22 protein-coding genes are annotated in these 21,450 nt (G+C 69.5%); 11 read left to right on the top strand and 11 right to left on the bottom strand.

From position 1 onward, the window contains the following. Window positions 1-43 precede the first annotated feature (43 nt). Complete coding sequence (locus L3Q65_RS26615) at window positions 44-1,117, bottom strand: VanZ family protein (RefSeq protein WP_182891193.1); 1,074 nt, start codon at window positions 1,115-1,117, stop codon at window positions 44-46. A gap of 71 nt (window positions 1,118-1,188) precedes the next feature. Between L3Q65_RS26615 and L3Q65_RS26610 the strand changes: the two genes are divergently transcribed. Further along, window positions 1,189-1,608 carry a DUF5709 domain-containing protein gene (locus L3Q65_RS26610; protein ID WP_182891194.1) on the top strand — a complete coding sequence of 140 codons (420 nt, stop codon included), beginning with the start codon at window positions 1,189-1,191 and terminating at the stop codon, window positions 1,606-1,608. A gap of 18 nt (window positions 1,609-1,626) precedes the next feature. On the opposite strand, the gene L3Q65_RS26605 is transcribed toward L3Q65_RS26610, so the two are convergent. Beyond that, window positions 1,627-2,511: a hypothetical protein gene (locus L3Q65_RS26605; RefSeq protein ID WP_237596963.1), complete on the bottom strand. Its 885-nt coding sequence runs from the start codon at window positions 2,509-2,511 to the stop codon at window positions 1,627-1,629. A 128-nt stretch (window positions 2,512-2,639) separates the two neighbouring features. On the opposite strand from L3Q65_RS26605, the gene L3Q65_RS26600 reads away from it, so the two are divergent. The 3 genes from L3Q65_RS26600 to L3Q65_RS26590 all read left to right on the top strand — a co-directional run bounded on the left by L3Q65_RS26600 (window position 2,640) and on the right by L3Q65_RS26590 (window position 5,101). Further along, on the top strand, window positions 2,640-2,876 hold the full coding sequence (locus L3Q65_RS26600; protein WP_101438212.1) for a hypothetical protein: 237 nt from the start codon (window positions 2,640-2,642) through the stop codon (window positions 2,874-2,876). 984 nt (window positions 2,877-3,860) lie between these two features. Continuing rightward, complete coding sequence (locus L3Q65_RS26595) at window positions 3,861-4,400, top strand: sigma-70 family RNA polymerase sigma factor (protein WP_182891196.1); 540 nt, start codon at window positions 3,861-3,863, stop codon at window positions 4,398-4,400. After that, window positions 4,397-5,101: an anti-sigma factor gene (locus tag L3Q65_RS26590; RefSeq protein WP_182891197.1), complete on the top strand. Its 705-nt coding sequence runs from the start codon at window positions 4,397-4,399 to the stop codon at window positions 5,099-5,101. Before L3Q65_RS26595 ends, L3Q65_RS26590 begins: the two co-directional genes overlap by 4 nt. Here L3Q65_RS26590 and L3Q65_RS26585 read toward each other — a convergent pair. Together L3Q65_RS26585 and L3Q65_RS26580 are read right to left on the bottom strand one after the other, a co-directional pair. Beyond that, window positions 5,094-5,765, bottom strand: a complete 672-nt coding sequence (locus L3Q65_RS26585) for a S9 family peptidase (RefSeq protein ID WP_182891198.1) — start codon at window positions 5,763-5,765, stop codon at window positions 5,094-5,096. The genes L3Q65_RS26590 and L3Q65_RS26585 overlap by 8 nt on opposite strands. A gap of 13 nt (window positions 5,766-5,778) precedes the next feature. Further along, window positions 5,779-7,209 carry an FGGY-family carbohydrate kinase gene (locus L3Q65_RS26580; protein WP_237596962.1) on the bottom strand — a complete coding sequence of 477 codons (1,431 nt, stop codon included), beginning with the start codon at window positions 7,207-7,209 and terminating at the stop codon, window positions 5,779-5,781. Window positions 7,210-7,245: 36 nt separating this feature from the next. On the opposite strand from L3Q65_RS26580, the gene L3Q65_RS26575 reads away from it, so the two are divergent. Continuing rightward, entirely contained in the window at window positions 7,246-8,067 is an 822-nt protein-coding gene (locus L3Q65_RS26575) for a class I SAM-dependent methyltransferase (RefSeq protein ID WP_182891200.1), read from the top strand. Between the two features lie 23 nt (window positions 8,068-8,090). Next, window positions 8,091-8,900, top strand: coding sequence for a class I SAM-dependent methyltransferase (locus tag L3Q65_RS26570; protein WP_237596961.1), 810 nt, complete (start codon window positions 8,091-8,093; stop codon window positions 8,898-8,900). Here the strand turns inward: L3Q65_RS26570 and L3Q65_RS26565 are convergent. The 4 genes from L3Q65_RS26565 to L3Q65_RS26550 all read right to left on the bottom strand — a co-directional run bounded on the left by L3Q65_RS26565 (window position 8,872) and on the right by L3Q65_RS26550 (window position 12,810). Continuing rightward, on the bottom strand, window positions 8,872-10,407 hold the full coding sequence (locus L3Q65_RS26565; RefSeq protein ID WP_237596960.1) for an FAD-dependent monooxygenase: 1,536 nt from the start codon (window positions 10,405-10,407) through the stop codon (window positions 8,872-8,874). The two genes, L3Q65_RS26570 and L3Q65_RS26565, sit on opposite strands and share 29 nt — an antisense overlap. Before the next feature lie 18 nt (window positions 10,408-10,425). After that, window positions 10,426-11,034: a TetR family transcriptional regulator gene (locus L3Q65_RS26560; protein ID WP_182891203.1), complete on the bottom strand. Its 609-nt coding sequence runs from the start codon at window positions 11,032-11,034 to the stop codon at window positions 10,426-10,428. Between the two features lie 111 nt (window positions 11,035-11,145). Then, entirely contained in the window at window positions 11,146-11,322 is a 177-nt protein-coding gene (locus L3Q65_RS26555; protein ID WP_116198546.1) for a CsbD family protein, read from the bottom strand. Window positions 11,323-11,412: 90 nt separating this feature from the next. Continuing rightward, a complete protein-coding gene (locus tag L3Q65_RS26550; RefSeq protein WP_237596959.1) occupies window positions 11,413-12,810 on the bottom strand; it encodes a PLP-dependent aminotransferase family protein in 1,398 nt (465 codons plus the stop codon). A 46-nt stretch (window positions 12,811-12,856) separates the two neighbouring features. Between L3Q65_RS26550 and L3Q65_RS26545 the strand changes: the two genes are divergently transcribed. The 5 genes from L3Q65_RS26545 (at window position 12,857) to L3Q65_RS26525 (ending at window position 18,044) form a co-directional block, all read left to right on the top strand. After that, complete coding sequence (locus L3Q65_RS26545) at window positions 12,857-13,342, top strand: carboxymuconolactone decarboxylase family protein (RefSeq protein WP_182891205.1); 486 nt, start codon at window positions 12,857-12,859, stop codon at window positions 13,340-13,342. Window positions 13,343-13,710: 368 nt separating this feature from the next. Then, the gene (gene wecB / locus L3Q65_RS26540; protein WP_237596958.1) at window positions 13,711-14,904 is read left to right on the top strand and encodes a non-hydrolyzing UDP-N-acetylglucosamine 2-epimerase; all 1,194 of its coding nucleotides are present in this window, start codon (window positions 13,711-13,713) and stop codon (window positions 14,902-14,904) included. After that, window positions 14,901-16,583: a DUF2334 domain-containing protein gene (locus L3Q65_RS26535; protein ID WP_237596957.1), complete on the top strand. Its 1,683-nt coding sequence runs from the start codon at window positions 14,901-14,903 to the stop codon at window positions 16,581-16,583. Before wecB ends, L3Q65_RS26535 begins: the two co-directional genes overlap by 4 nt. Before the next feature lie 22 nt (window positions 16,584-16,605). Further along, entirely contained in the window at window positions 16,606-16,779 is a 174-nt protein-coding gene (locus L3Q65_RS26530; protein ID WP_182891208.1) for a hypothetical protein, read from the top strand. Then, window positions 16,776-18,044: a glycosyltransferase gene (locus tag L3Q65_RS26525; protein WP_237596956.1), complete on the top strand. Its 1,269-nt coding sequence runs from the start codon at window positions 16,776-16,778 to the stop codon at window positions 18,042-18,044. Before L3Q65_RS26530 ends, L3Q65_RS26525 begins: the two co-directional genes overlap by 4 nt. A 6-nt stretch (window positions 18,045-18,050) precedes the next feature. On the opposite strand, the gene L3Q65_RS26520 is transcribed toward L3Q65_RS26525, so the two are convergent. From L3Q65_RS26520 to pdhA, 3 genes are read right to left on the bottom strand one after another with little or no spacing between them, the layout of a single operon-like run. Beyond that, entirely contained in the window at window positions 18,051-19,289 is a 1,239-nt protein-coding gene (locus L3Q65_RS26520) for a dihydrolipoamide acetyltransferase family protein (RefSeq protein WP_237596955.1), read from the bottom strand. Beyond that, entirely contained in the window at window positions 19,289-20,305 is a 1,017-nt protein-coding gene (locus L3Q65_RS26515; RefSeq protein WP_237596954.1) for an alpha-ketoacid dehydrogenase subunit beta, read from the bottom strand. Before L3Q65_RS26515 ends, L3Q65_RS26520 begins: the two co-directional genes overlap by 1 nt. Further along, window positions 20,302-21,402, bottom strand: a complete 1,101-nt coding sequence (gene pdhA, locus L3Q65_RS26510) for a pyruvate dehydrogenase (acetyl-transferring) E1 component subunit alpha (RefSeq protein ID WP_182891212.1) — start codon at window positions 21,400-21,402, stop codon at window positions 20,302-20,304. The genes L3Q65_RS26515 and pdhA overlap by 4 nt, the downstream gene beginning before the upstream one ends. Window positions 21,403-21,450: the final 48 nt, after the last annotated feature.

The following is a 21,450-nucleotide window of genomic DNA, read 5'->3' as shown; positions in this document are numbered from 1 at the left end:
AGTCTGCCCCGCCCCGCGCGCGAAACCTCGCGAAAAAACGACATCACCCTGGCGGGGCGACCGGCTCCCGATCCACCGCCCGCGTGTCGACGACGGACAGCCCGCACACCAGCCCGGTCAGGCCTCGATGTCCCCGGGTGAAGATCATGAACACCAGATGCGCCAGCAGCCACAGCGACGTCCACCCGGAGTCCAAGCCGACCAGGATGAAGTAGCCGCCCGAACCGATCAGGAACCGGGCTATCGACTGCAGCATCGACGGCGGCCGTCCGTCCGCGCGCACCACCGTCAGCAAAACCGCGCGCTGACCAGGCGTCGCGCCATTGCCTGCCAGGGGCACGAGCAGCAGCAGGACGACGGTGGGCACCCAGCGGCCGAGGACGTCGTCGATCAGCGTGTTGTTCTGCAGCGTGCCCTTCGTGACGTACTGCACGGCGAGCGCGATCATGCTCAGCACGACGCCCGCCAGCGTCACCGAAATCAGGTCGAGCACCATGCCCAGCAGCCGCCGCCGGACGAGGACCGGACGCGGTTCGTCAGCCGGACGCAGCCGTCCAGAGCGCCGCAGCACCGGCGCGAGAAGCGCGCCGACGCACGCGCCGACGGTGTTGGCCAGCAGGTCGCCGGTGTCGAACAGCCGGTACGGGCACTCCATCAGGAACCACACACCGGTCAGCTGGGTCGTCTCGATGGCAAGCGACACGAAGAACCCGCTGACGAGGGCGAAACCGATGCTCCGCCCGAACAATCGCCGCATGAACACGCCCCACGGCACGAAGAACGCGACGTTGAACAGCACCTGGCGCAGCGCGGGATTGTCCAGCAACCCGGTGTTGAACTGGCGCATGTCTTCCACGAACTGGAGCGGATTCCACACCGGGTGCCGCAGCGCTTCATGCGTCGCGCAGTACGCCGCGTCGACGTCCGGCAGCGGCAGCAGCGTGTACGTGACCAGTGCGAAGCAATACACGAGGAAGGCCGGCGCGGCGATCGCGCGCAGCAGGCCGAGTTCGCCGCGTTTGCGATAACTGATCGCGACATACGGGACCACCAAAACGAACGCCAGCCCGAATCCGGCGAACACGGCGATCAGCGTGGGACCGCTCCACTGAGTCATCGTTCCTCCACCCGGCGTGAGCGCACAGGCTAGCGGGCGGCAGTAACCTGGGCACGCGGAAAGGAGGAGCAGTGGACGACGACATCGAAGACAACGCCGACACCGGCGTGCTGGATCCCGAAGACACCCTGGAGGACGGCGACCCCTACGACGAGGGCTATTCGCCGCCGGAACGTCCACTCGCGACTCGCGACTGGGGCACCACCGCCGCCGAAGAAGCCGCCGGGGAAAGCTGGGCGGGCAGGCTGGCCCGCGAGCTCCCGGAAATCCGCGCGACCGACGGCGACGGCCTTGGCGATACGGACGACACCGACGGCGAACTTGTCGACGACGAGGTCGGCGATCTCCGCGCGGGCCGTCTGGTGGCTGGCAACGCGGGCTTCGGCCCGGACACCGAGGCCGAGCTGTACGCCTCGGACATCGGGATCGACGGTGGCGCGGCCTCGGCGGAGGAAGCCGCGGTGCACGTCGTCAACCCGCGGGATTGGTGACCACTGAGGTGTTGCCGGCTAGTCCGCCGGATCCCCGATCCAGACCGACGCGGGAAGCACATACGGCCGCAGCAGTTTGACCAGTTCCGGGTCCCCGCCGCCATGCAGGGTTTCCTCGGTCAGCCGCCGCGCGACTCCCGCCAGGAAATCAGCTGTCTGCACCCGCGGTTCGGACCTCGAGTCGACGAATCGCCACCGCGGCACCGGATCGAGCAGCTGGGCGAGCCGGGCTGGCGTGAGGGACGGCTGCTCGTCGTGGACGACCTCTTCCGGACGCCAGAACGCGATCGTGTCGGCGAGGGCGGGCATCAACGGATCGATCGGCGAGACGAGACCGGGATCGGCGAGGAGTTCGTCGCGCAACGCGGTCATCTGCGGGCGAGCCGCGACCAATTCGCCGAGGACGTCCGTCTGGGCGAAGAACTCGGCGGGAGTGGTCGCGGGGAGGCGGCGGTTCGAGGTGCGCAGCAGTCCGGTGAACGAGCGCAGGAATTCGGTCCAGCGCTGAGCGCCGTGCATGCGCGGACCGTCTTGGTGCAAGGCACGAGCGCGGGCGTCCGGACGGTGTCGAAGGCATTCCGGGTAGGGGGTCTGGTCGACGAGCAGGTCGACGATTTTGCCCGCGAGGAACAAGGCTTTGTCGACGAGCAGGACGCTGGCGGCGTCGGCGAGGGGTTCGGTGAGCAGCCACTCCAGGGCAGCGCGGTTTTTGGCGCGCAGGAGATGGTTGGCTTTGTACTCGAGCGCGGGCGAACCGATGAGTTCCCGCAGCCGCGCAACACATTCCGTCGCTGCCGCGGACTCCAGCCGGACGGCGGCGTGCGCGAATACCGCCGTGTTCGCGCCGATCAGGTTCACGCCCTCGGAGCCGGACTCGTCGCACGCGATCGTCGGCGGCCGCACGAAGTCCGATCCTGCCAGGTCCGCGAGGCGAGGGCGACCCCATTTCTCCAGGGAACCCCTGAGGTGGATTCCCGGATGTGCCGGGGGCCCCGGACGTTTCACCATGAAGGGGACGGAGGGAGCCGGTCATGGTGCTCGTCGAGGAGGACGTACACGCACTGGACGACGTCCGGCGCGGGCTGGTGGTGGTCCACAACGGATTCGCCGGGGAGTGCTACCTGTGGTCGGTCGGCGGGCGGGTCCCGCTGTGGGAGACGCAGGCGATGGACCGCCTGCGCCGCCGGGGCCTGGTGAGAATCGCCCGCCGCCGAGGAGCGCCGGCGAGCCCGGTGGTGCTGACCGACCTCGGTGCGGCCGCCGCTTGAGTCCTTTGTGGACTGAATAGCGCGGGAATGATCAGCGTGGCTGGGCGGTTGAACGGCGGGCTGTGGGGAAGCCGCCGGGGTGTGGATGACCGCCGCCGCGAGCTGCCCGCGGACGTTTGCCGGGGCTCCGCTGCGTTCCGGTGCGGTCGCAGGGTCGCTTCGATCGGGGTTTAGGGGATGCGACGGTTCAGGACCGCCGCAGTGGCCGGAAATGCCCGGATGTGATGGCTGCGGTTTCGGCCAGAGTTTGACTGGTTGCGATGGCGCACTATTGCGGCATTGGCGAGATCGGGCGTGGTGCGATGGCCGCCGTTCCGGCCTGGGCTGCCTGGCTGAGGGGGCCAGGATCGCTGCATTGGTGAGAATTGCCTGGACGCGACGGCTGCTTGCCGCGGTCCTGGCGAGAGCTGCCCGTTCAGAATCGCGGTGCTGACGAGAGGTGCCCGAATGTGCTGGGGTGGGCTGCCTTCCGTCGAGAGTTGCCATGGTGGCGCAACCCCGGATGCCCGGAACACGCGGCAGCAGTGCCCGTCCGGGCGTTGCGACTCGGCACCGTCGCAGGCCGGCGGAACCGAAGCAGCCGGGAAGGCCGGGAGCGAAACAGGCCCAAGGTGCCCCGGAGCCGCCGGGAGGGCGGTGTGCGCAGCGCTCCCGGCGGCTCCAGGGCGGTCGGGCGGCCGGGACGGTGATCCCAGTGCACGGCACCGGCGTGCGCCGACCTGGTGAGCAAGCCTTCCGGCTGGATCAGTTGCGAACTTAGCCCAGGTCCGGGGCCCGCAGGCGGTGCGTTCCCCGATCGTGTCGGCGGAACCACGCTGGTGGGCGGGTATCGATCGGGGGCCGTCGGCCGGTCCGGGAACAACGAGCGCCGGGCCGGGGAGCGGCGCCAGCGGAAGCGTCCGGTGCGCGGGGACGAAGAGCCAGCGGGAAGCAACACGCCTCGGTTGCGCGACAATCGGCCCTGACCGGGAGGATGATCGGGGCATGGCCGGGTTCAGGACCCGTCACCGGCGGGCGGTTGCGGACGAGGCGCTGGTCCGCGCGCTTTTCGAGGAGCACGGGCGGGCGATGCTCGCCTACGCCACCCGGCTGCTCGGCGACCGCGCGGCGGCGGAGGACGTGGTGCAGGAGGCGCTCGTCCGCGCGTGGCGGAGTCCGGACAGCCTGGTCAACGGGCGCGGGTCGGTGCGCGGATGGTTGCTGACCGTCGTGCGGAACCTGGTGATCGACCGGTTCCGGGCGAAGGAGGCGCGGCCGCAGGAGGTGGCCGAGTCGCCGTCGGGCGGGCCGGTCGAGCGGGATCATGCCGATCAGGTCGTGGACTCGATGGTGGTGCTCGCCGCGCTCGACGGGCTTTCTCCGGAGCATCGCGAGGTGCTCGAGCAGATGTATCTGCAGGGACGCAGCGTCGCGGAGGCGGCGGAGCGGCTCGGGATTCCGCCGGGGACGGTCAAGTCCCGCTCGTATTACGGGTTGCGGGCGTTGCGGGAAGAGTTCCGGCGAGCGGAAGGGGTGGCCGGATGAACACAGCCGACGAACACGTCGACCTGGCGGGATACCTGTCCGGTCAGCTCGCGTCGGGCGAGCAGCGCGACGTCGAGGCGCATCTGGACGGCTGCGAGCGGTGCCGCGCGGAGGCCGCGTCTCTGCGCGAGGTGCAGAGTTTCCTCGGCGAGCTGCCGCCGGAGGCGTTGCTGGAGGGGCCGCCGGTCGGGGCGGACCTGGTGATGCAGCGGACCGTGAACCAGGTTCGCGCGGAGTCGCGCGCGCGGGCTGGGCGTGGACGGTCGATGGCGATCGCCGCCGCGGTCGTGGTGGCCGCGGTCGCGCTGGGCGTCGGGGTGATGGTGGGGCGGGGTTCGTCCGGGCCCGCGGTGGCGGTGCCGGCTGCGCCGCCGCCGACGAGCGCGGTTCCTGGCACGAAGGTCGTTTCCGGCGCGGATGCCAGCGGGAAGACCCGGCTCACCGCGAACATCGTTCCGCAGACCGGCTGGGTGCGCGTGGACGGTTCGGTGACCGGGATTCCGGCCGGGGAGAAATGCCTGCTCGTCGTCCTCAGCAAGGACGGCAGGCGCCAGGTCGCGGGCGGCTGGATGGTCTCGGAGCGGGCGGCCCGGGACGGCGCGTACCTCTACGGAACGGCGGTCGTCGACCCGGCGCAGGTGGCGGCGGTGGTCATCGAGAACACCGCCGGGCACCGGTTCGTCGAGGCGGACGTCAGCTGAACCGCCGGTCGAGCCATTCGCGGGCGGGCTGCCACGGCTGATCCGCCGGGTCGATCAGGCGGAAGTGGTCGACGCCGGGAAGCTCGACGTAGTCCACGTCGTCGCCAGCCGCCTTTGCCGCCGCCACGTAGTCGCGGCTGTGCGCAGCCGGGACCCGGACGTCGGCGTCGCCCTGGACGACCAGTTGCGGGCAGCCGATCGGGAGTTGCCGGATGGGCGACGCCGCGGGGTCGTCGCCGGTCAGGAACAGCCCGGCGGCGCCTTCGCCCAGTTCCTCGGCTCGGGCGCGCGGGACGTCGGTGATCGGGGCCAACGCGACGACCCCGGAGAGTCCGCCCGCCAGCAGCGCCAGGTGGCCGCCCGCGGAGTGTCCGATCGCGACCGTCGGCAATGCGGCCGGGCGTTCGACGGCGGCGATCGCGGCTCGCACGTCGTCCAGTGTTCGCGGCCAGCCGCCGGTGTCGCCGTCGATGCGGCGGTACTCGACGTTCGCCACGTACCAGCCCGCGGCGACCAGGTCGGCGGCCATCGGGTCGAGCTGGTGCAGGTCGTGCCGGGCGCGCCACCATCCGCCGTGCAGCAGGATCGCGGTGCCCCGCCCGCCAGGGGTCCCGTGGAGTTCGACGAACTGGCTGGGCTCGCTGCCGTAGCGGAGGGTTTCCATGCCGGCCATTAGATCACCATCGCGCCAGCCGTTCGTGCACTCTTGCGAGCCCTTCGTGTGCCGCGCGATACGCCTCGTACAGGCCGGTCAGGTCTGTCTCAGGGGTGAAGGTGCGCTCGACGGCGACGGTCGTGGCCGCGGCGGTTTCGACGTCCGGGTACCGGCCCGCGCCGACTGCGCCGAGCAATGCGGCTCCGAGCGCGGCGCTGTCGTGCACGCGGAGGCGTTCGACCGGGCGGGACAGCGCGTCGGCGTGGAGTCGGGTCCAGAGGTCGCTGCGAGCGCCGCCGCCGGAGAACGTCACTGACGGAAGGGTTTCGCCGCAAGCTTCCTCGACGGTTTCCAGCACGTGCCGAGCGGAGAACGCGACTCCGGTGAGGACGGCTCGCGACAGGTCCGCGGTGGTGGTGGACGAGGCCAGCCCGAGGAAACTGCCGCGCAGATCCGGATCCCACAGCGGGGCGCGCTCGCCTTGCAAGTGCGGCAGGAACACGACACCGGGACTGCCTTCCGCGGCGGAAGCGAACACGTCCGGCAAGGACAGTCCGGACGCTCGGCTCCACCAGCGCACCGCGTCGCCCGCTGCCTGCGTCGGCCCGGCGTGCACGACGAGGTCGCCGCGGGGCGGGAAGGAGACCAGGCCGCGGACCGGTTCGTGCCGGTGCGAGGCGGCCGCGACGACCAGCGACGTGCCGCAGGTGACCATCGCGCGGCCCGGTTCTGTTGTGCGGGTGCCGAAAACGGCGCCGAACGCGTCCATGGTTCCTGCCACGACCGGAGCGTCGCCCAGCAGAGCAGCGTGGCCGAGGGGTTCTTCGGGAGCGAGCAGTTCGGGCAGACGGTCGCCGAGTCCGTCCACGAGCGCGACCGCTTCGGGCAGATAGCCGGACGCGCCCGCGATGCGCACGCCGGACAGCAGGTCGGTGGCGACTCGTCCGGTGAGCCGTGCGCCGATGAAGTCCTTGGGGCTCAGCATCCATCGCGCCCGGGACCACAGCTGCGGTTGCTCGCGTGCGTACCACGCGGCGCGAGCCCCGGCGAACGACGCATCGAGCACGACCGGCCCGCCCCAGATGCGGTTCTTGTCGTCGTCGGTGAAGCGCGCGTCGAGTTCCGCGGCGATCTCCGCGCAGCGCTGGTCCTGCCAGATCACCGCCGGGGTGAGCGGCCGCAGGTCACGGTCGACGAGGAGGTGGGTGTTGACCTGGCTGACGATCCCGGCCGCGCGCACCGTGCCGGCGGGGAGTCCGGAAAGGACCGTGCGGAGCGCGGTTTCCGTTGCGTGCCACCAGTCTTCCGGGTTCTGTTCGGCCCAGCCGGGACGCGGTCGCGCGATCGGGTAAGGCACCGAGTGCGCCGCGAGTTCCCGGCCGTCCGGCGCGAACGCCGCGACTTTTACCGCGGTCGTGCCGACGTCGATGCCGAGCAGAGCTTCTTCGTCCATGGCACAGGGGTACCAGGAATTCGCTACCGTCGGAGCATGACCTCCGCCGCGGAGAACTACCTGCGCGAGTACCACGATCGCAAACCGGACGCGATGTCCGTGCTGATCGAGTCCGGCCGGGTGACCGGGGACGGCCGGACGAGTTACGAGGTGCTGGCCGATCGGGTCGCGCCCGCGCGCCGGGTGCTCGACCTCGGCTGCGGCGACGGTGCGCTGCTGGCCGTTTTCGCCCGCCGCGGCGCGGAAAAGCTCGCCGGCGTGGATCTGTCTTCGGGGCAGCTCGACCTCGCCCGGCAACGGCCTGAGCTGGCCGGTGCGCACCTGCGTCACGGACGGGCGCAGGAGCTGCCGTTCGAGGACGACAGCTACGACGCGGTCGTGTCGCACATGGCTTTCATGCTCATGGACGACCCCGAGGCGGTCGCCGCCGAGATCGCGCGGGTGCTGGTTCCGCGCGGGGCCTTCGCGATCGTCGTCGGCGGTCCCGAATCGACGGGCGCGACTCCGGTGTTTCTCGAATTGGCCCGGCCGTTGTTCCGAGAGGTGCCGGAGGAGCGGCGCGCCACCTACACCGCCGAGCGGCGCACGACGAAGCGCGAGGGGATTGACGAGGTGCTCGCTCCGGCCGGGTTCGCGCCGGTTTCCTGGGAGCCGTACGAGATCGACCTGACCGCCGCGCCGGACGAGGTGTGGACGTCGTGCTGTGAATCGTATTACTCGACCGACACCCTCGACGACGCTCAGCTGGCCCGGTTGCGCTCGGCCTTTCTCGCCGAAACCGAGCATCTGCGCACCGCAGACGGCAGGCTTCCGGCGGGGTTGTGCGTCAACCTGGCCAAAACCGAACTGCTGAGGTGACCGTTCGCGCTACCGTCTCGGGCATGATGACGCCCGCCGAAGAGTTCCTCCGCGATTATCACGACCGGAACCCGGCAGCCGCGTCCGAACTGGCCGAACGGGGCCGGGTCGACGGACGCTCGGTGTACGAGGCGTTCGCCGACCACGTCGGTCAGCCGGGCAGCGTGCTCGACCTCGGCTGCGGGGACGGCGCGCTGCTGGCGGTGCTCGCCGGTCGCGGTGCCGGAAAGCTCGCCGGCATCGACCTTTCCGCCAAGCAATTGGAGGTCGCGCGCGGCCGGGCCGGGCTCGCCGACGCGGACCTGCGGCCAGGCCGCGCGCAGCAACTGCCGTTCGAGGACGACAGCTACGACACGGTCGTGTCGCACATGGCGTTGATGCTCATGTCCGACGTCGAGAAGGTGATCGCCGAGACCGCTCGAGTGCTGCGGCCCGGCGGTGCCTTCGTGATCGGCGTGGGCGGCGGCGGGACCGACGCTCTCGAGGTGTTCCTGAAGGTCGCCCGGCCGCTCTTCGCGGTGGTGGCCGAGGACCGGCAGGTGCCGACCTCCGGCGACCCGCGCAGCCGCACCCGCGAAGGCCTCGACGCGCTGCTCGGCCCGGCCGGATTCGCGCCGGTCGGATGGCACCAGCTGCTGGTGGACCTCTCCGGCACGCCGGATTCGGTCTGGCAGGTCTGCCACGACACCTATTACCAGGTCGAAGCCCTGGACGAGACGCAGCTGATGGGGCTGCGGACCGCGTTCAAGGTGGCGTCCCGGTCGCTGGTGGCCCCGGACGGCACGCTGCCGGCCGGAGCGCTCGTCAACGTGGCGACGACACGGCTGACCTGACCGGTGCGCCGAACCACTGCGCAAGTGCGGTCCGCAGCGTTTCGACAGCTGGCTCGGCGTCGGCGGAGGACCAGGCGACGTAACCGTCCGGCCGGATGAGCAGCGCGGTGGGCGCATCGCCAGTTGCCGTGGCGGACACGGTGATCACGCGGTCGTGCCACGGCTCGGCCACGTCGGCGAGCACAGCGCCGGGCGTCAGATCCAGCAGCACCGGACGCGCGGCACGGTACGCGGCGGTCAGCGGGCCCGGGTCGGCCAGCGGCAGGTCGGGAGCCCAGCGGCCGCTGTTCGGGTCGGTGCCGTAGTGGATGTCCGCGCCGGACATCAGGTCGGCGATGTGCTGCCGGGCATCCGGAGAGGCGAGCAGTTCGCCGAAGAATTCGCGCAGCGCGGTGACTTCCGGCCCGGGCGCGACGAGCGCGCTCTGCGCCTGGGTGTGCATCACGACGCGCTGGCTCACCGGGCGGCGTTCGGCCTCGTAGCTGTCGAGCAGCCCCGGCGGAGCCCAGCCGCGGACTTCCGCGGCGAGCTTCCACGCGAGGTTCGCCGCGTCCTGCAGACCGAGGTTGAGCCCCGGGCCGCCGATCGCGGAATGCACGTGGGCCGCGTCGCCGACCAGCAGCACCCGGCCTCGCCGGTAGGTCTCGGCGATCCGGGTGTTGCCGCCCGCCAGCCTGCGCAGCAGGAACGGACCGGGTCCGGACGGCGGTTCGAGCGGCAGATCGACCCCGAGCACCCGGTGCACGCTCGCGCGCAGTTCCTCCATGGTCAGCGGATCGTCTTCGGCGAAATCGGCGGCACCGCCGCGTTCATTGGTCGACAGCGCCGGGTTCGCCGGGTCGAACGGCGCGAACACGAACAACCCGGTTTCCGTCCGGTGGTGCTGAAACGGCGGGATGACGCCGGTCTCCAGCTTCAGCCCGCCGGTCGCGGGGTCGACGAAAGAGTGCGGAATCCGGACGTTCGCGCTGCGGGCCACTGTTTCGTCCCAGCTGACGCCGGGAAAGTCGATGCCCGCGAGCTTGCGCACCGTGCTGCGTCCGCCGTCCGCGCCGACCAGGTACCCGGCGGCGATTTCGTAGGGCCCGTCCGGCCCTCGCACCTGCACGGTCACCGAATTCTCGTCCTGGGTGAAGCCGGTGATTTCGTGGCCGCGGCGGATCTCCGCTCCGAGTGTCCCGGCGTGCTCGCCGAGGATCTGCTCCATTTCGTGCTGCGGCCGGGGCAGCAGATACATCGGATTACTGGGCAGATCGGCGAATTCGACCGGGAACGCACCGAAGACGAACCGCGGTGCCGGCGTGGGTTCGGGGACTCCGGCGAGTTTCTCGAACAACCCGCGACGGTGCAGCAGCGGCACCACCTGGCCGACGAGACCGTTGGCACGGCGCACCCCGTCGGGTTCGGCGAGCCGTTCCAGTACGACGGGGCGGACCCCGGCGAGGCAGAGTTCGGCGGCGAGCATCAGGCCGTTCGGCCCGGCGCCCGCGATGACGATGTCGGACATGGAGATCTCCTTGCGGGATCAGGGAAGCACCTCGGCGAGCGTGTCGAACGCCCGGTGCACGATGGAGGTCAGGTCCGCGGACGGGGCGGTGCGCAGCCATTCCTGGATGACTGCCCGCAGCACGCCGCCGGCGGTGGTGGCGATGAGCTGGACGCGGAGATCGTGGACGTCCGCGCCGAGGCGTTCCGCGATCGCCTCGGCCAGTGCTTCTTCGGCCGCCGCATTGGCTTTGAGGAATTCGCCCGCCAGCGCGGGTTCGGCGATCATGACCTGGACCCCAGCTGTCCATTGTGGATCGTTCCCGCCGCCGGGGGAGGTGCCGCGGTCGGCGTCGAGCTGCGCTAGTGACGCTTCCCGCAGCGCGGTCCAGAGCGGCTCCGACGCCGGGCGCGCGCGGAGATGATCAGCGATCCCGCGAGCCCGGTCCTGGTGCCGCGCGACGATCGCTTCGGCTTTGCTGGAGAAGTAGTTGTTGACCGTGCGCGGCGAAACTCCCGCTTCGCGGGCGATGTCCTCGATCGTCACGTTCGAGAGACCGCGCTCGACAGTGAGCCGGACTGCCGCCCAGGAGATGTCGACCCGGGTCTCTTGGCGGCGGCGGTCTCGCAGGTTCGGTCGCTCGGTCATGAGACCACGGTAGCGCACTTCTTGCGTGACGCGCAATGTTTGCGTGTTACGCAAGTTCGGTGGCAAGAAGAAGCCCGGGACACGAATGCCCCGGGCTTCGCTGGCGGCGCGTCAGTCCTTGTTGCTCTTGAACGCGTCCTTCACCTTCTCGGCAGCCTGCTTGAGGTTGCCCTTGCCCTGCTCCGCCTTGCCTTCGGCCTGCCACTGCTCGTTGTCCGTGGCGTTGCCTACGGCTTCCTTGGCGCGACCCTTAAGTTCTTCGGCCTTGTTCTCGGCTTTGTCGTTCACGATGGGTCCTCCCTTCTCGTGCCCCTCGCGCTTCGGCTACCCGCTCCGCGGCGCGGCAAACTCGCGAAAGCTGCCGGTCTGCTCGACCGGTCAGGGCAGCACCCGGCACAGCGCCTCCAGCGCGCTCGACCACGCGCTGGCCGACGGGGTGCTGTAGCCGATCACCAGCGCGTCGCGGTCCGCGGGCGCGTCGGGGTGGCGGAACGCGCCGAGCCCGTGCATGGCCAGCCCCTGCCACGCGGACCCTTGCACCACCGCGTCTTCCTCGCCGGACGGGACGTTCAGCAGCACCTGCAAACCGGCGGACAGCCCGGTCACCCGGGTGTTCGGCGCGTGCTCGGCCAGTGCCGCGACGAGTTGGTCGCGCCGGCGGCGGTAGTGCGCCCGCATCGCGCGGATGTGCCGGTCGTAGCTGCCCGAAGTGATGAACTCGGCCATCGTGAGCTGGTCGAGCACACCGGAGAACGGGTCGCGTTCGCCCTTGGCCTCGGCGGCGGCCCTGGCGATCCGCGGCGGCAGCGCCATCCAGCCCAGCCGCAGGCCCGGGGCGAGAGCTTTGCTTGTGGTGCCAAGGTAAATCACGTGTTCTGGATCGAGCCCCTGCATCGCGCCGACCGGGCTGCGGTCGTAGCGGAACTCGCCGTCGTAGTCGTCTTCCAGCACCAGGCCGCCGGTCCGGCGTGCCCAGTCCACCACGGCGGCGCGGCGGTCCGGATGCAGCGCGACGCCGGTGGGGAACTGGTGCGACGGCGTCAGTAGTACCGCGCCGACGTCGGGGAGGTCGTTGAGGCGTTCGACCTTCGCGCCTTCGGCGTCCACCGGCAACTGCGGAGTCTCGAGGCCGACCTTCGCGAGATGCGCGCGATGTACTTGCAGGCCGTACGACTCTACGGCGACTGCCCGAGTTTCACGTTGCTTCAGTACTTCGGCGAGCACGATGAGACTGTGCGACGTACCGGTGCAGATCATGATTTGGTCTGGGTGCGCACGTACGCCGCGCGTACGGGCGAGGTAGGCGGCTACGGCTTCTCGTAGCTCTGGGCGGCCGTACGGACCGCCGTAGCCGAACGCGTCGTCGGACGCGTCGGTCAGGGCGCGGCGCGCGGCCTTAAGCCAGTCCGCGCGGGGGAACGCCGACAGATCGGGCTGGCCGGGGCGTAGATCGTGCACGATGCGGTGTCGCGACGCGGGCTTCGGCGCAGGCGGTGCGGGCGCGATCTCGGCGCGCGGGGCAACCCGGGTTGCGGCACCTTGCCGCGCGGTGAGCCAGCCTTCGGCGACGAGTTCCGCATACGCTTGCGCCACAGTGTTCCGGGCGATGCCGAGATCCGCGCCGAGTGTGCGGCTGGACGGCAGTTTCGCGCCTTGGACGAGCCGTCCGGTGCGGATGGCGTCGCGCAGGGCCTCCATCAGGCCGTCGCGCAGGCGAGGCCCGCGCAGGTCGAGGTGGAGGTCTTCACTCAGCGAACTGGCCCACTCCGCGCGCACGGAAATGGACCATAACAGAGTGCCAATCGCTCGTAGGGTCGAAGCTATGACGACGACAGAACGACTTCCGGTGCAGCCGCCCCGCCTCAAGATGGCGGAACTGACGCCGGAGGCCTACAAGACGATGATCCGTCTCGACGCCGCGACTCGCCACGGCCTCGACCCGACGCTGCGGCAGCTGGTGCTGATCCGGGCGTCGCAGATCAACCACTGCGCCTTCTGCATCGACATGCACTCGAAGGACGCGTTGGCCGCGGGCGAAACGAGCGAGCGCGTCATCCAGCTTTCCGCATGGCAGGAGTCGAAACACTTTTACACAGCGAAGGAGGTTGCCGCGCTGGAGCTGACCGAAGCGGTCACTGTGCTTACCGACGGCTTCGTGCCCGACGACGTCTTCGCTCGCGCCGCCGAGCATTTCGAGGAGGCGGAGCTGGCCCAGCTGATCGCGACGATCACGGTGATCAACGCGTGGAACCGGTTCGCGGTCACGACGCGGATGGTGCCCGGCGAATACGTTCCGGGGAAGCACTGACTGGTGGTCTGGACCACTATGTGAGCAGGATCGCGGGTCGCCATTCCGGCGGTTTGACCGGGGAATGGGAAAAGGGCATCCGGGGTTCCGGATGCTCTTTTCCGCAGCTCGTGACTTAACCGATCCAGTGTGATTACTGAGGGTGCGCAGCGCGTCTGGTGCATCGAGGTTCGGCTATGTAAGCAGCTGCTTAAAACCGAGGTGGTCGGCGGTTTGGTGTCTTCTTGACGGCTTGTGACGGCGACTACTGACGGTGAGTTTGACCCGCGAGGGTGAGGTTGATTCCGGATGCCGTAGTTAGCGTGGTCGGCGCGATCCAGGGACTGTTTCCCGGATCGCGTCCGCTCTCGCTGAAATGGAGTTCCGTGATGACCCGGGGTGACGCACCGGTGGTGTGGCTGATTGCCGGCACCCGGCCGGAGGCGATCAAAATGGCGCCGGTCGTGCAGGAGATGCGCCGGTCCGGACGGCTGGAGCCGGTGCTCGTCGCGACCGGGCAGCATCCGGAACTGGTCGACCAGGTGCTCGGCGCGTTCTCGCTGACCCCGGACTTGCGGCTGACCCTGAACCGGGTCGGCGGCGGTCAGCCGGAGCTGTTCTCGCAGCTGGTCACCGGTCTCGACGCGCTCGCCGCGCAGCGTCCGCCCGCGGCGGTGCTGGTGCAGGGCGACACGACGTCCACTGTGGCCGGTGCGCTCATCGCGTTCTGGCGCAAGATTCCCGTGGTGCACCTGGAAGCCGGGCTGCGCTCGTTCGATCTGCGGTCGCCGTTCCCGGAGGAACTGAACCGGCGGCTCGTCAGCCAGACCGCGAGCCTGCATTTGGCCCCGACCCCGGCGGCCGCGCAGAACCTGCGTGCCGAGAGCGTCGACGACAGCGTTCTCCTGGTCACCGGAAACACTGTGGTGGACGCGATTTCCCGGGTGACGGACCGGGGAGTGTCCTTTGCCGACAGTGCGGTCGCCGACGTGGTCGAATCGGCGACGCGGGGCGAGTGCCGGTTGGTTCTGGTGACCGCACATCGCCGGGAGTCGTGGGGCGAGCCGCTGACGCGCATTCTGTCCGCTGTGGACGCTCTGCTGGCGCGGCATCCCGACGTTCGTGTGCTGCTGCCGATGCATCCGAACCCGGCTGTGCAGGAGGCGGTGCTCAATGCGCTGGCCGGCCGCCCGCGCGTGGTGCTTACCCCGGCGTTGCCGTATGAGCAGACTGCGGCGGCGATCGCGGCAAGTTCGCTCGTGTTGTCCGATTCCGGTGGTATTCAAGAGGAAGCGCCGACGTTCAAGGTTCCGGTGCTGGTACTGCGGGACACGACGGAACGGATGGAAGCCGTCAACGCCGGTTGTGCGATGCTCGTCGGAACGGACGCCGACCTCATTGCGGACACTGCGTCGAGGCTGTTGACCGACCCGGCGCAGCGGGCGGCGATGAGCACGCGCGCCAACCCCTTCGGCGACGGCCGGGCCGCAGAACGCACCGAACAAGCGGTGGCCTGGCTGCTCGGGCTGACCGCTGAGGCGCCGGAGCCGTTCGTGCCGGAGCAGGTCGAGGTCGTGCAGTGACTCAGCGGTTCCCGGCGTGGTTGCGGCTCGGGATCATTGTCGTCGCGGTGGTCAGCCTGGTGGGCGGGATCGTCGTGGTGGTCTCGGACGAGGGCTCCGGTTCGGAAGCGGCTTCTCCGATCGAACCGGTTCTGCGGCAACCGAAAATCGGTCTGGCCGGTCCCGGCGGGCGCGACGACCGGCGGACGCTGGTGCTCTTCGACGACGGGCGGCGGTTGCGGCCGAGCCCGCCTGCGACGCAGGTCGCCGAGGAAGCGCAGGCCAACGCGATTCAGACGGCGAATCTGGTTTCCCGTTCTACTGCTTGGCGCATGCTGCCCGCCGCTGACTACCGCAGCGGCGAGCTGAACGAGTACCAGGCGGTCGTTTACGTCGGCACGGTCTACGACGCGCAGCTCCCGTCCGCATTGCTGGCCGATATAAGCCGGACCCGGCTGCCGGTGGTGTGGATGGGCAGCAACATCTGGCAGCTGTTCGAGCACGCGCCCGCGCTAGCCGGGAAGTGGGGTTGGACGTGGGCTCCGTTCCGGGAGGACAAGGTCACGACGGTGTCCTATCGGGACACTGACTTACGGCGTGATCCCCATGCCGGGGTCGATGTCGTGGGAGTGCGGGTGACGTCGCCGAAGGCGAAGGTGCTGGCGGAGGCGAAGTCCGCTGACGGAGCGGCGTCGCCGTGGGCGGTCCACAGTGGATCATTCACCTATCTCGCCGAAATGCCGTATTCCTACGTCGGCGCGGGCGATCGTTACCTGGCGGCTGCGGACATTCTCCTCGGCGTGCTCGCACCGGACGCTCCGGAACGTCGACGTGCGCTGGTACGGATCGAGGACATCGGTCCGCGCACACCGCCCGCTGAGGTCCGGGCGATCACCGACTACCTCAGCGGACGCGGCGTGCCGTTCTCGTTGGCGGTATATCCGTATTACGCGGATCCGCGTGGTGCGGCGAATGGCGGCAAGCCGACGTTCGCGCGACTGGTGGACAGTCCGGAGCTCGTCGCGGCACTGCGTGAAGCGGTCGCACGGGGCGGAACGTTGGTGATGCACGGCTACAGCCATCAGTACGGCGAGACGGACAACCCGTACTCGGGTACCAGCGGAGCCGACTACGAGTTCTACCGCGCGACCGTGGACCACCAGGACAATGTGCGGCTCAGCGGACCGGTTCCGCAAGACTCGCCGGAGTGGTTCCGCGGCCGCGTCGCGACCGGGCTCGCCGAGTTCGACCGGGTCGGGTTGCCGCGCCCGGACGCGTTCGAGTTCCCGCATTACGGCGGGTCCGCTGTGGACTATCAGGAGGCCGGCCGGGTCTTCCCGATGCGGTACGACCGGGGCAGTTACTACGCCGGCCAGTGCGACGGCGGCCGATGCGGACGGACCGACGTGTCCTATCGCGAGGTATACGGCCAGTTCTTCCCGTATCCGGTCCGCGACGTCTACGGGACTGTCGTGGTGCCGGAGAACGTCGGGAACGTCGCTCCGGCCAAGTTCAACCAGCACGCTGCCCGCACCGCCGACGACATCCTGGCCGACGCGAAAACCCATCGCGTGGTGACCGACAGCGTCGTCAGTTTCTACTATCACCCCTTTCTCGGCATCGGCGACCTTCGGAAGGTGGTCGAAGGAACCGAGGGGCTCGGCTATCGCTTCGTGTCCCCGGCCGCTGTCGCTGCTTGAGTTTCTTCTGGAAGGAAAAGAAATGTCTGTCACCCGGGTCGCTCCTGCGGTCGTGGCCGCCGCCGCGATCGGTGTCGCGCCGTTCCACGGAGTGTTGTGGGTTGTCTTGCCGGTGGCCGGATTCGTCGCGATGGCGTTCACCGTCCGTTCGGTCCGGCTGCGTGCCAGCGGATCCCGGGGCCGGCACTCGGCATGACGCAGCCGTGGTGGTTCGTGCTGCTGCTGTGCTGGTGGCCGGTCCACAACCTGGTGCTGGCGGCCTTCGCCTGGCGCGCGCCGCGGCCCGCGACTGACCGCTCGTCGCGTCCGTTGCTCTTCTGGATTGTCATTCCGGCGTTGAACGAAGAACGCGTTATCGCCAACACTGTGCGAAACGCGTTATGCCTGGGAACTCCCGAAACCCCGGTGCGAGTGCTGGTCATCGACGACGGATCCGATGACGCGACACCGGAGATCGTCGCGGGCATTGCTGACGAACGGCTGCATGTGCTCCGCCGCGACTTGCCGCATGCTCGGCAGGGAAAGGGCGAAGCGCTCAACGCGGGCTACCGCTACATCGATGCCATTGCCGAGCGGGAGGGCACTGTTTCGCAGACCGTCGTGGGCATTATCGACGGTGACGGGCGCGGCAGCACGGGGTTGCTCGCCGAGGTGTCGGCGATGCTGCGCAGCCGCGGCGTCGGTGCGGTGCAGTGCCGGGTGCGGATCCACAATAGACGCCGGTTGCTGGCGTTGTTGCAGGACTTGGAGTTCGGCGCGATCGCGGATGCTTCGCAGTCGTTGCGGGACGTGCTCGGCAGCGTCGGGATGGGCGGCAACGGACAGTTCACGCGGCTGTCGGTGCTGCGGAAGTTCGGGCCGTCACCGTGGAGCGACTGCCTGGTCGAGGATCTCGAATTAGGCCTGCGGCTGCACCTGGCCGGGGTGCGGATCCGATACACGCAACGGGCCTGGGTGACTCAGCAGGGGCTGGAAGACACGCGTCGCCTGCTGCGGCAGCGGACCCGGTGGGCGCAGGGGAATCTCCAGTGCTCACGGCATTTGCGCAGTCTCGCGACCTCTCGGTTCATTGCCGGGACCGGGCTTTTCGACTTCCTGGTCTACCTCGTCGTGCCGTGGCTGACTGTTCCGCTGTCGTTGCTCGCCGCGGCGCTGCTGGTGATCGTGCCGGTGGCGTTGCTGACCGGGAACACGTTCGGTGGTTTGGTCGCGGAGACCGGAAACCTGTCGCAGGCGGTGGCGTGGTGGCTGGCCGCGTTGCTGCTGCCCGGGATCGTGTGGGCGATCGTCTACTTTGTCCGGTTGCGCGAGGAGTCGCTGAGCCGGGCGTTGCTGGCCGGATTGTGCTATCCGGCGTTCCTGTTGCTCGGCGTGCTCGCGACGTGGCGCGCGGTGTTCCGGATCGTCTTGAAGCGGAACGTGTGGGCGAAGACGGAAAGGCTGGCAGAGCTGCCAGCCTGACCGTCCTCAGAGAGTGCGCAGCAACCGGACTGGGTTCTCGATGCAGTCGGCGACGAACCGGAGGAATCCGCCTGCCGTGCCGCCATCGCAGACGCGGTGGTCGAACGCCAGCGTCAGTTCGGTGATCTTGCGGGCGGTGACCTGGCCGTCCACGATCCACGGCCGGTCGATGATCCGCCCGACGCCGAGGATCGCGACCTCCGGGTAGTTGATGATGGCGGCCGAACCGTCCACTCCGAACACGCCGTAGTTGTTCACGGTGAACGTGCCGCCGGTGAGTTCGGCCGGGGCGAGGCGTCCGGCACGGGCCTGTTCGGTGCGGTCGGCGAGTGCGGCGGAGAGGTCCTCCAGGGTGTGCTGGTGCGAGTTCTGGACGACCGGGACGACCAGACCGCGGTCGGTCTGCGCGGCGAAGCCGAGGTGTACGGCGGACGGGATGACGATCTCGTCGCCTTCCAGATGCGCGTTCAGTTCCGGGAACCGGCGCAGGCCCGCGACGGCGAATCGGCCGATGAGCGCGAGCAGGCTGATCTTCGGGGCGTGCGGATCGCTGTTGAGCGCGGTGCGCAGCTGCAGCAGTTCGGTCGCGTCGACGTCCACCCAGACGGTCGCCTCGGGGATCTCGCGCCGGGAGCGGGCGAGTTTGTCGGCGACGGTTTTGCGCAGGCCGCGCAAGGGGATTCGTTGCTCGTCCGAGGTGGGGACTGCTGGGGTTTCGGCGGCGGCGATCGCGCGCTCGACGTCGGCGCGGCTCACGATGCCGTCGGCGCCTGTGCCGGTGAGCGCGTGAAGGTCCACTCCGGACTCGCGGGCGAGACGCCGGACCAGCGGTGACACGACGCGGACGCGGTCCGCAGCGGACTTCGGCGCTGGAGCCGGGGCGGTCGTCGCTGGTGCCTTGCTGCCCCGCGGCCGCCGCGCGCGCCGGGTGCGGGTTTGGCTGGTGCCGTAACCGATCAGGACGTTCCCGCTGCCCTCCGGCGTCACGACGCCGGGTTCGGTGAAGTCCGCGGCACTGTCCACTGTGATCAACGGGCTGCCGACGGTCAGCACTTCGCCCGCTGCTCCGTGCAGCGTCGCGACTCGGCCCGCGAACGGCACCGGAACCTCGACGCTCGCCTTCGCGGTCTCGACCTCCACGACGGTCTGGTCCACTGTGACGGTGTCGCCGACCGCGACGTGCCACGCGACGATCTCCGCCTCGGTCAGTCCTTCGCCGAGGTCAGGCAGTTTGAAGACGGCCATCACTTCTCCCCGTCGAGCGGTGCCGCGTCGTCCCACTGGAGGCGTTCGATCGCGTCCAGGATCCGGTCGACGCCCGGCAGGTGGTGCTGTTCCAGATTCGGTGCGGGATAAGGAATGTCGAATCCGGCGACGCGCAGGACCGGCGCTTCCAGGTAATGGAAACAGCGCTCGGACAACTGTGCGGCGACTTCGGCGCCGTAACCGCAGAATCGGCTCGCCTCGTGCACCACGACCGCACGACCGGTGCGCCGCACGGACGCGGCGACCGTTTCCAGGTCGAATGGCGCGAGGCTGCGCAGATCGATCACTTCGGCGCTGTAGCCCTCTTCGGCGGCTGCCTCGGCAGCTTCGAGAGTGGTGCCGAGAGCGCCGCCGTAGGAAATGAGGGTGACGTCGCTGCCTTCGCGGCGAATCATCGCTTTGTCGAGACCGGGCGAACGGCGTTGCGGGTCAACGGTTCCCTTTTCCCAGTACCGGCGCTTGGGCTCCAGGAAAATGACCGGGTCCGGGCTGTCGATCGCTTCGCGCAGCAGGGTGTAGGCGTCGTCCGGCGTGGCCGGGGTGACGACCCGCAGGCCGGCCGTGTGCGTGTAGTAGACCTCGGACGAGTCGCAGTGGTGCTCGACGCCGCCGATGCCGCCGCCGTAGGGCACGCGGATCACCACGGGCAGTTCGACCTGGCCCTTGGTGCGGTTGCGGAGTTTGGCGAGGTGGCTGGTGATCTGCTCGAACGCGGGGTAGGCGAACGCGTCGAACTGCATCTCGATCACCGGGCGCAGGCCGTTCATCGCCATCCCGATCGCGGTGCCGACGATGCCCGATTCGGCGAGCGGCGAATCGAAGACGCGAGCGTCGCCGAAGCGCGCGGCGAGTCCGTCGGTGACGCGGAAGACGCCGCCGAGCGTGCCGACGTCCTCGCCGAAAATGAGCACGCGCTCGTCCTCAGCGAGTGCGTCGGCGAGCGCGCGGTTGAGCGCCCCGGCGAGCGACAGCGTGGTGTCCAGAGTGGCGGTCATGCCTGGTCCTCGGTGTACTCGTGCGCCAGTTCGGCGGCCTGCTGCCGCAACGCGGCGGTCGGTTCGGCGTAGACGTGCCGGAAAAGATCCGCCGGGTCGAGCTCGGTGTCGACGTTCATCCGCTCGCGCAGCGCCGCTGCTTCCTCTTCGGCGCGCGCGTCGATTTCCTGCTGCGTCTGGTCGTCGAGGAGGCCACGGTCGGTGAGATACTGCTTGAGGCGGCTGATCGGGTCGCGCGTGAGCCACTGCTCCACTTCGGTCTCCTCGCGGTAGCGCGTCGCGTCGTCGGCGTTGGTGTGCGACTCCATGCGGTAGGTGACAGCTTCGATGAGCGTCGGTCCTTCGCCAGCCGCGGCGCGTGCGACCGCTTGCTCGACGACAGCGTGTACGGCGGCAGCGTCGTTGCCGTCAACGAGTACGGAGGGCATGCCGTAGCCGACGCCCTTGTACGCGAGCGAAGGCGCAGCGGTCTGCTTCTCGAGCGGGACGCTGATGGCGTAGCCGTTGTTCTGTACCAGGAAGACCACCGGTGCCTTCCAGACAGCGGCGAAATTCAGCGCCTCGTGCGTGTCGCCTTCACTGGTGGCACCGTCGCCGACGAGAACGAGCGAAACCGTGTCCTCGCCCTTCACGCGCGCAGCGTGCGCGAAGCCGACCGCGTGCAGTGTGTTGGTGGCAAGCGGCGTGCACTGCGGGGCGACGTTGGCGCGATACGGGTCGTAGCCGCAGTGCCAGTCGCCGCGAAGCAGCGTGAGCACCTCGACCGGGTCGACACCGCGCGCGACGACGGCCATCGAGTCGCGGTAGGTGGGGAAAAGCCAGTCCTGCGGGCGAAGCGCGAGGATCGAGCCGATCTCGGCGGCCTCCTGCCCACGCGCCGACGGGTACACCGCGAGCCGGCCCTGTTTGGTGAGCGCGGTGGCCTGGGTGTCGAAGCGGCGGCCGGAAACCATGCCGCGGTAGAGGCGGAGAAGGACGTCGCCGGCGGGCATCGCGAGCGCCGGGTCGGGCGCGGGCGTGCCGTCGGCGGTCACGAGGCCGAGCGGCTCGTCGCTGGGCAGGAAACAGGACGCGGCAGTGCGTTCCGTAGTGGTCACCGACAGCTCCCATCGACGAAGACGAGTAGGCCCTGATACTCGCTCTCA

Origin of the sequence: Amycolatopsis sp. FU40, assembly GCF_021903635.1 — a bacterium.
GTDB lineage: Bacteria > Actinomycetota > Actinomycetes > Mycobacteriales > Pseudonocardiaceae > Amycolatopsis > Amycolatopsis dendrobii.
This window is presented reverse-complemented; position numbering and strand designations above follow the sequence as displayed.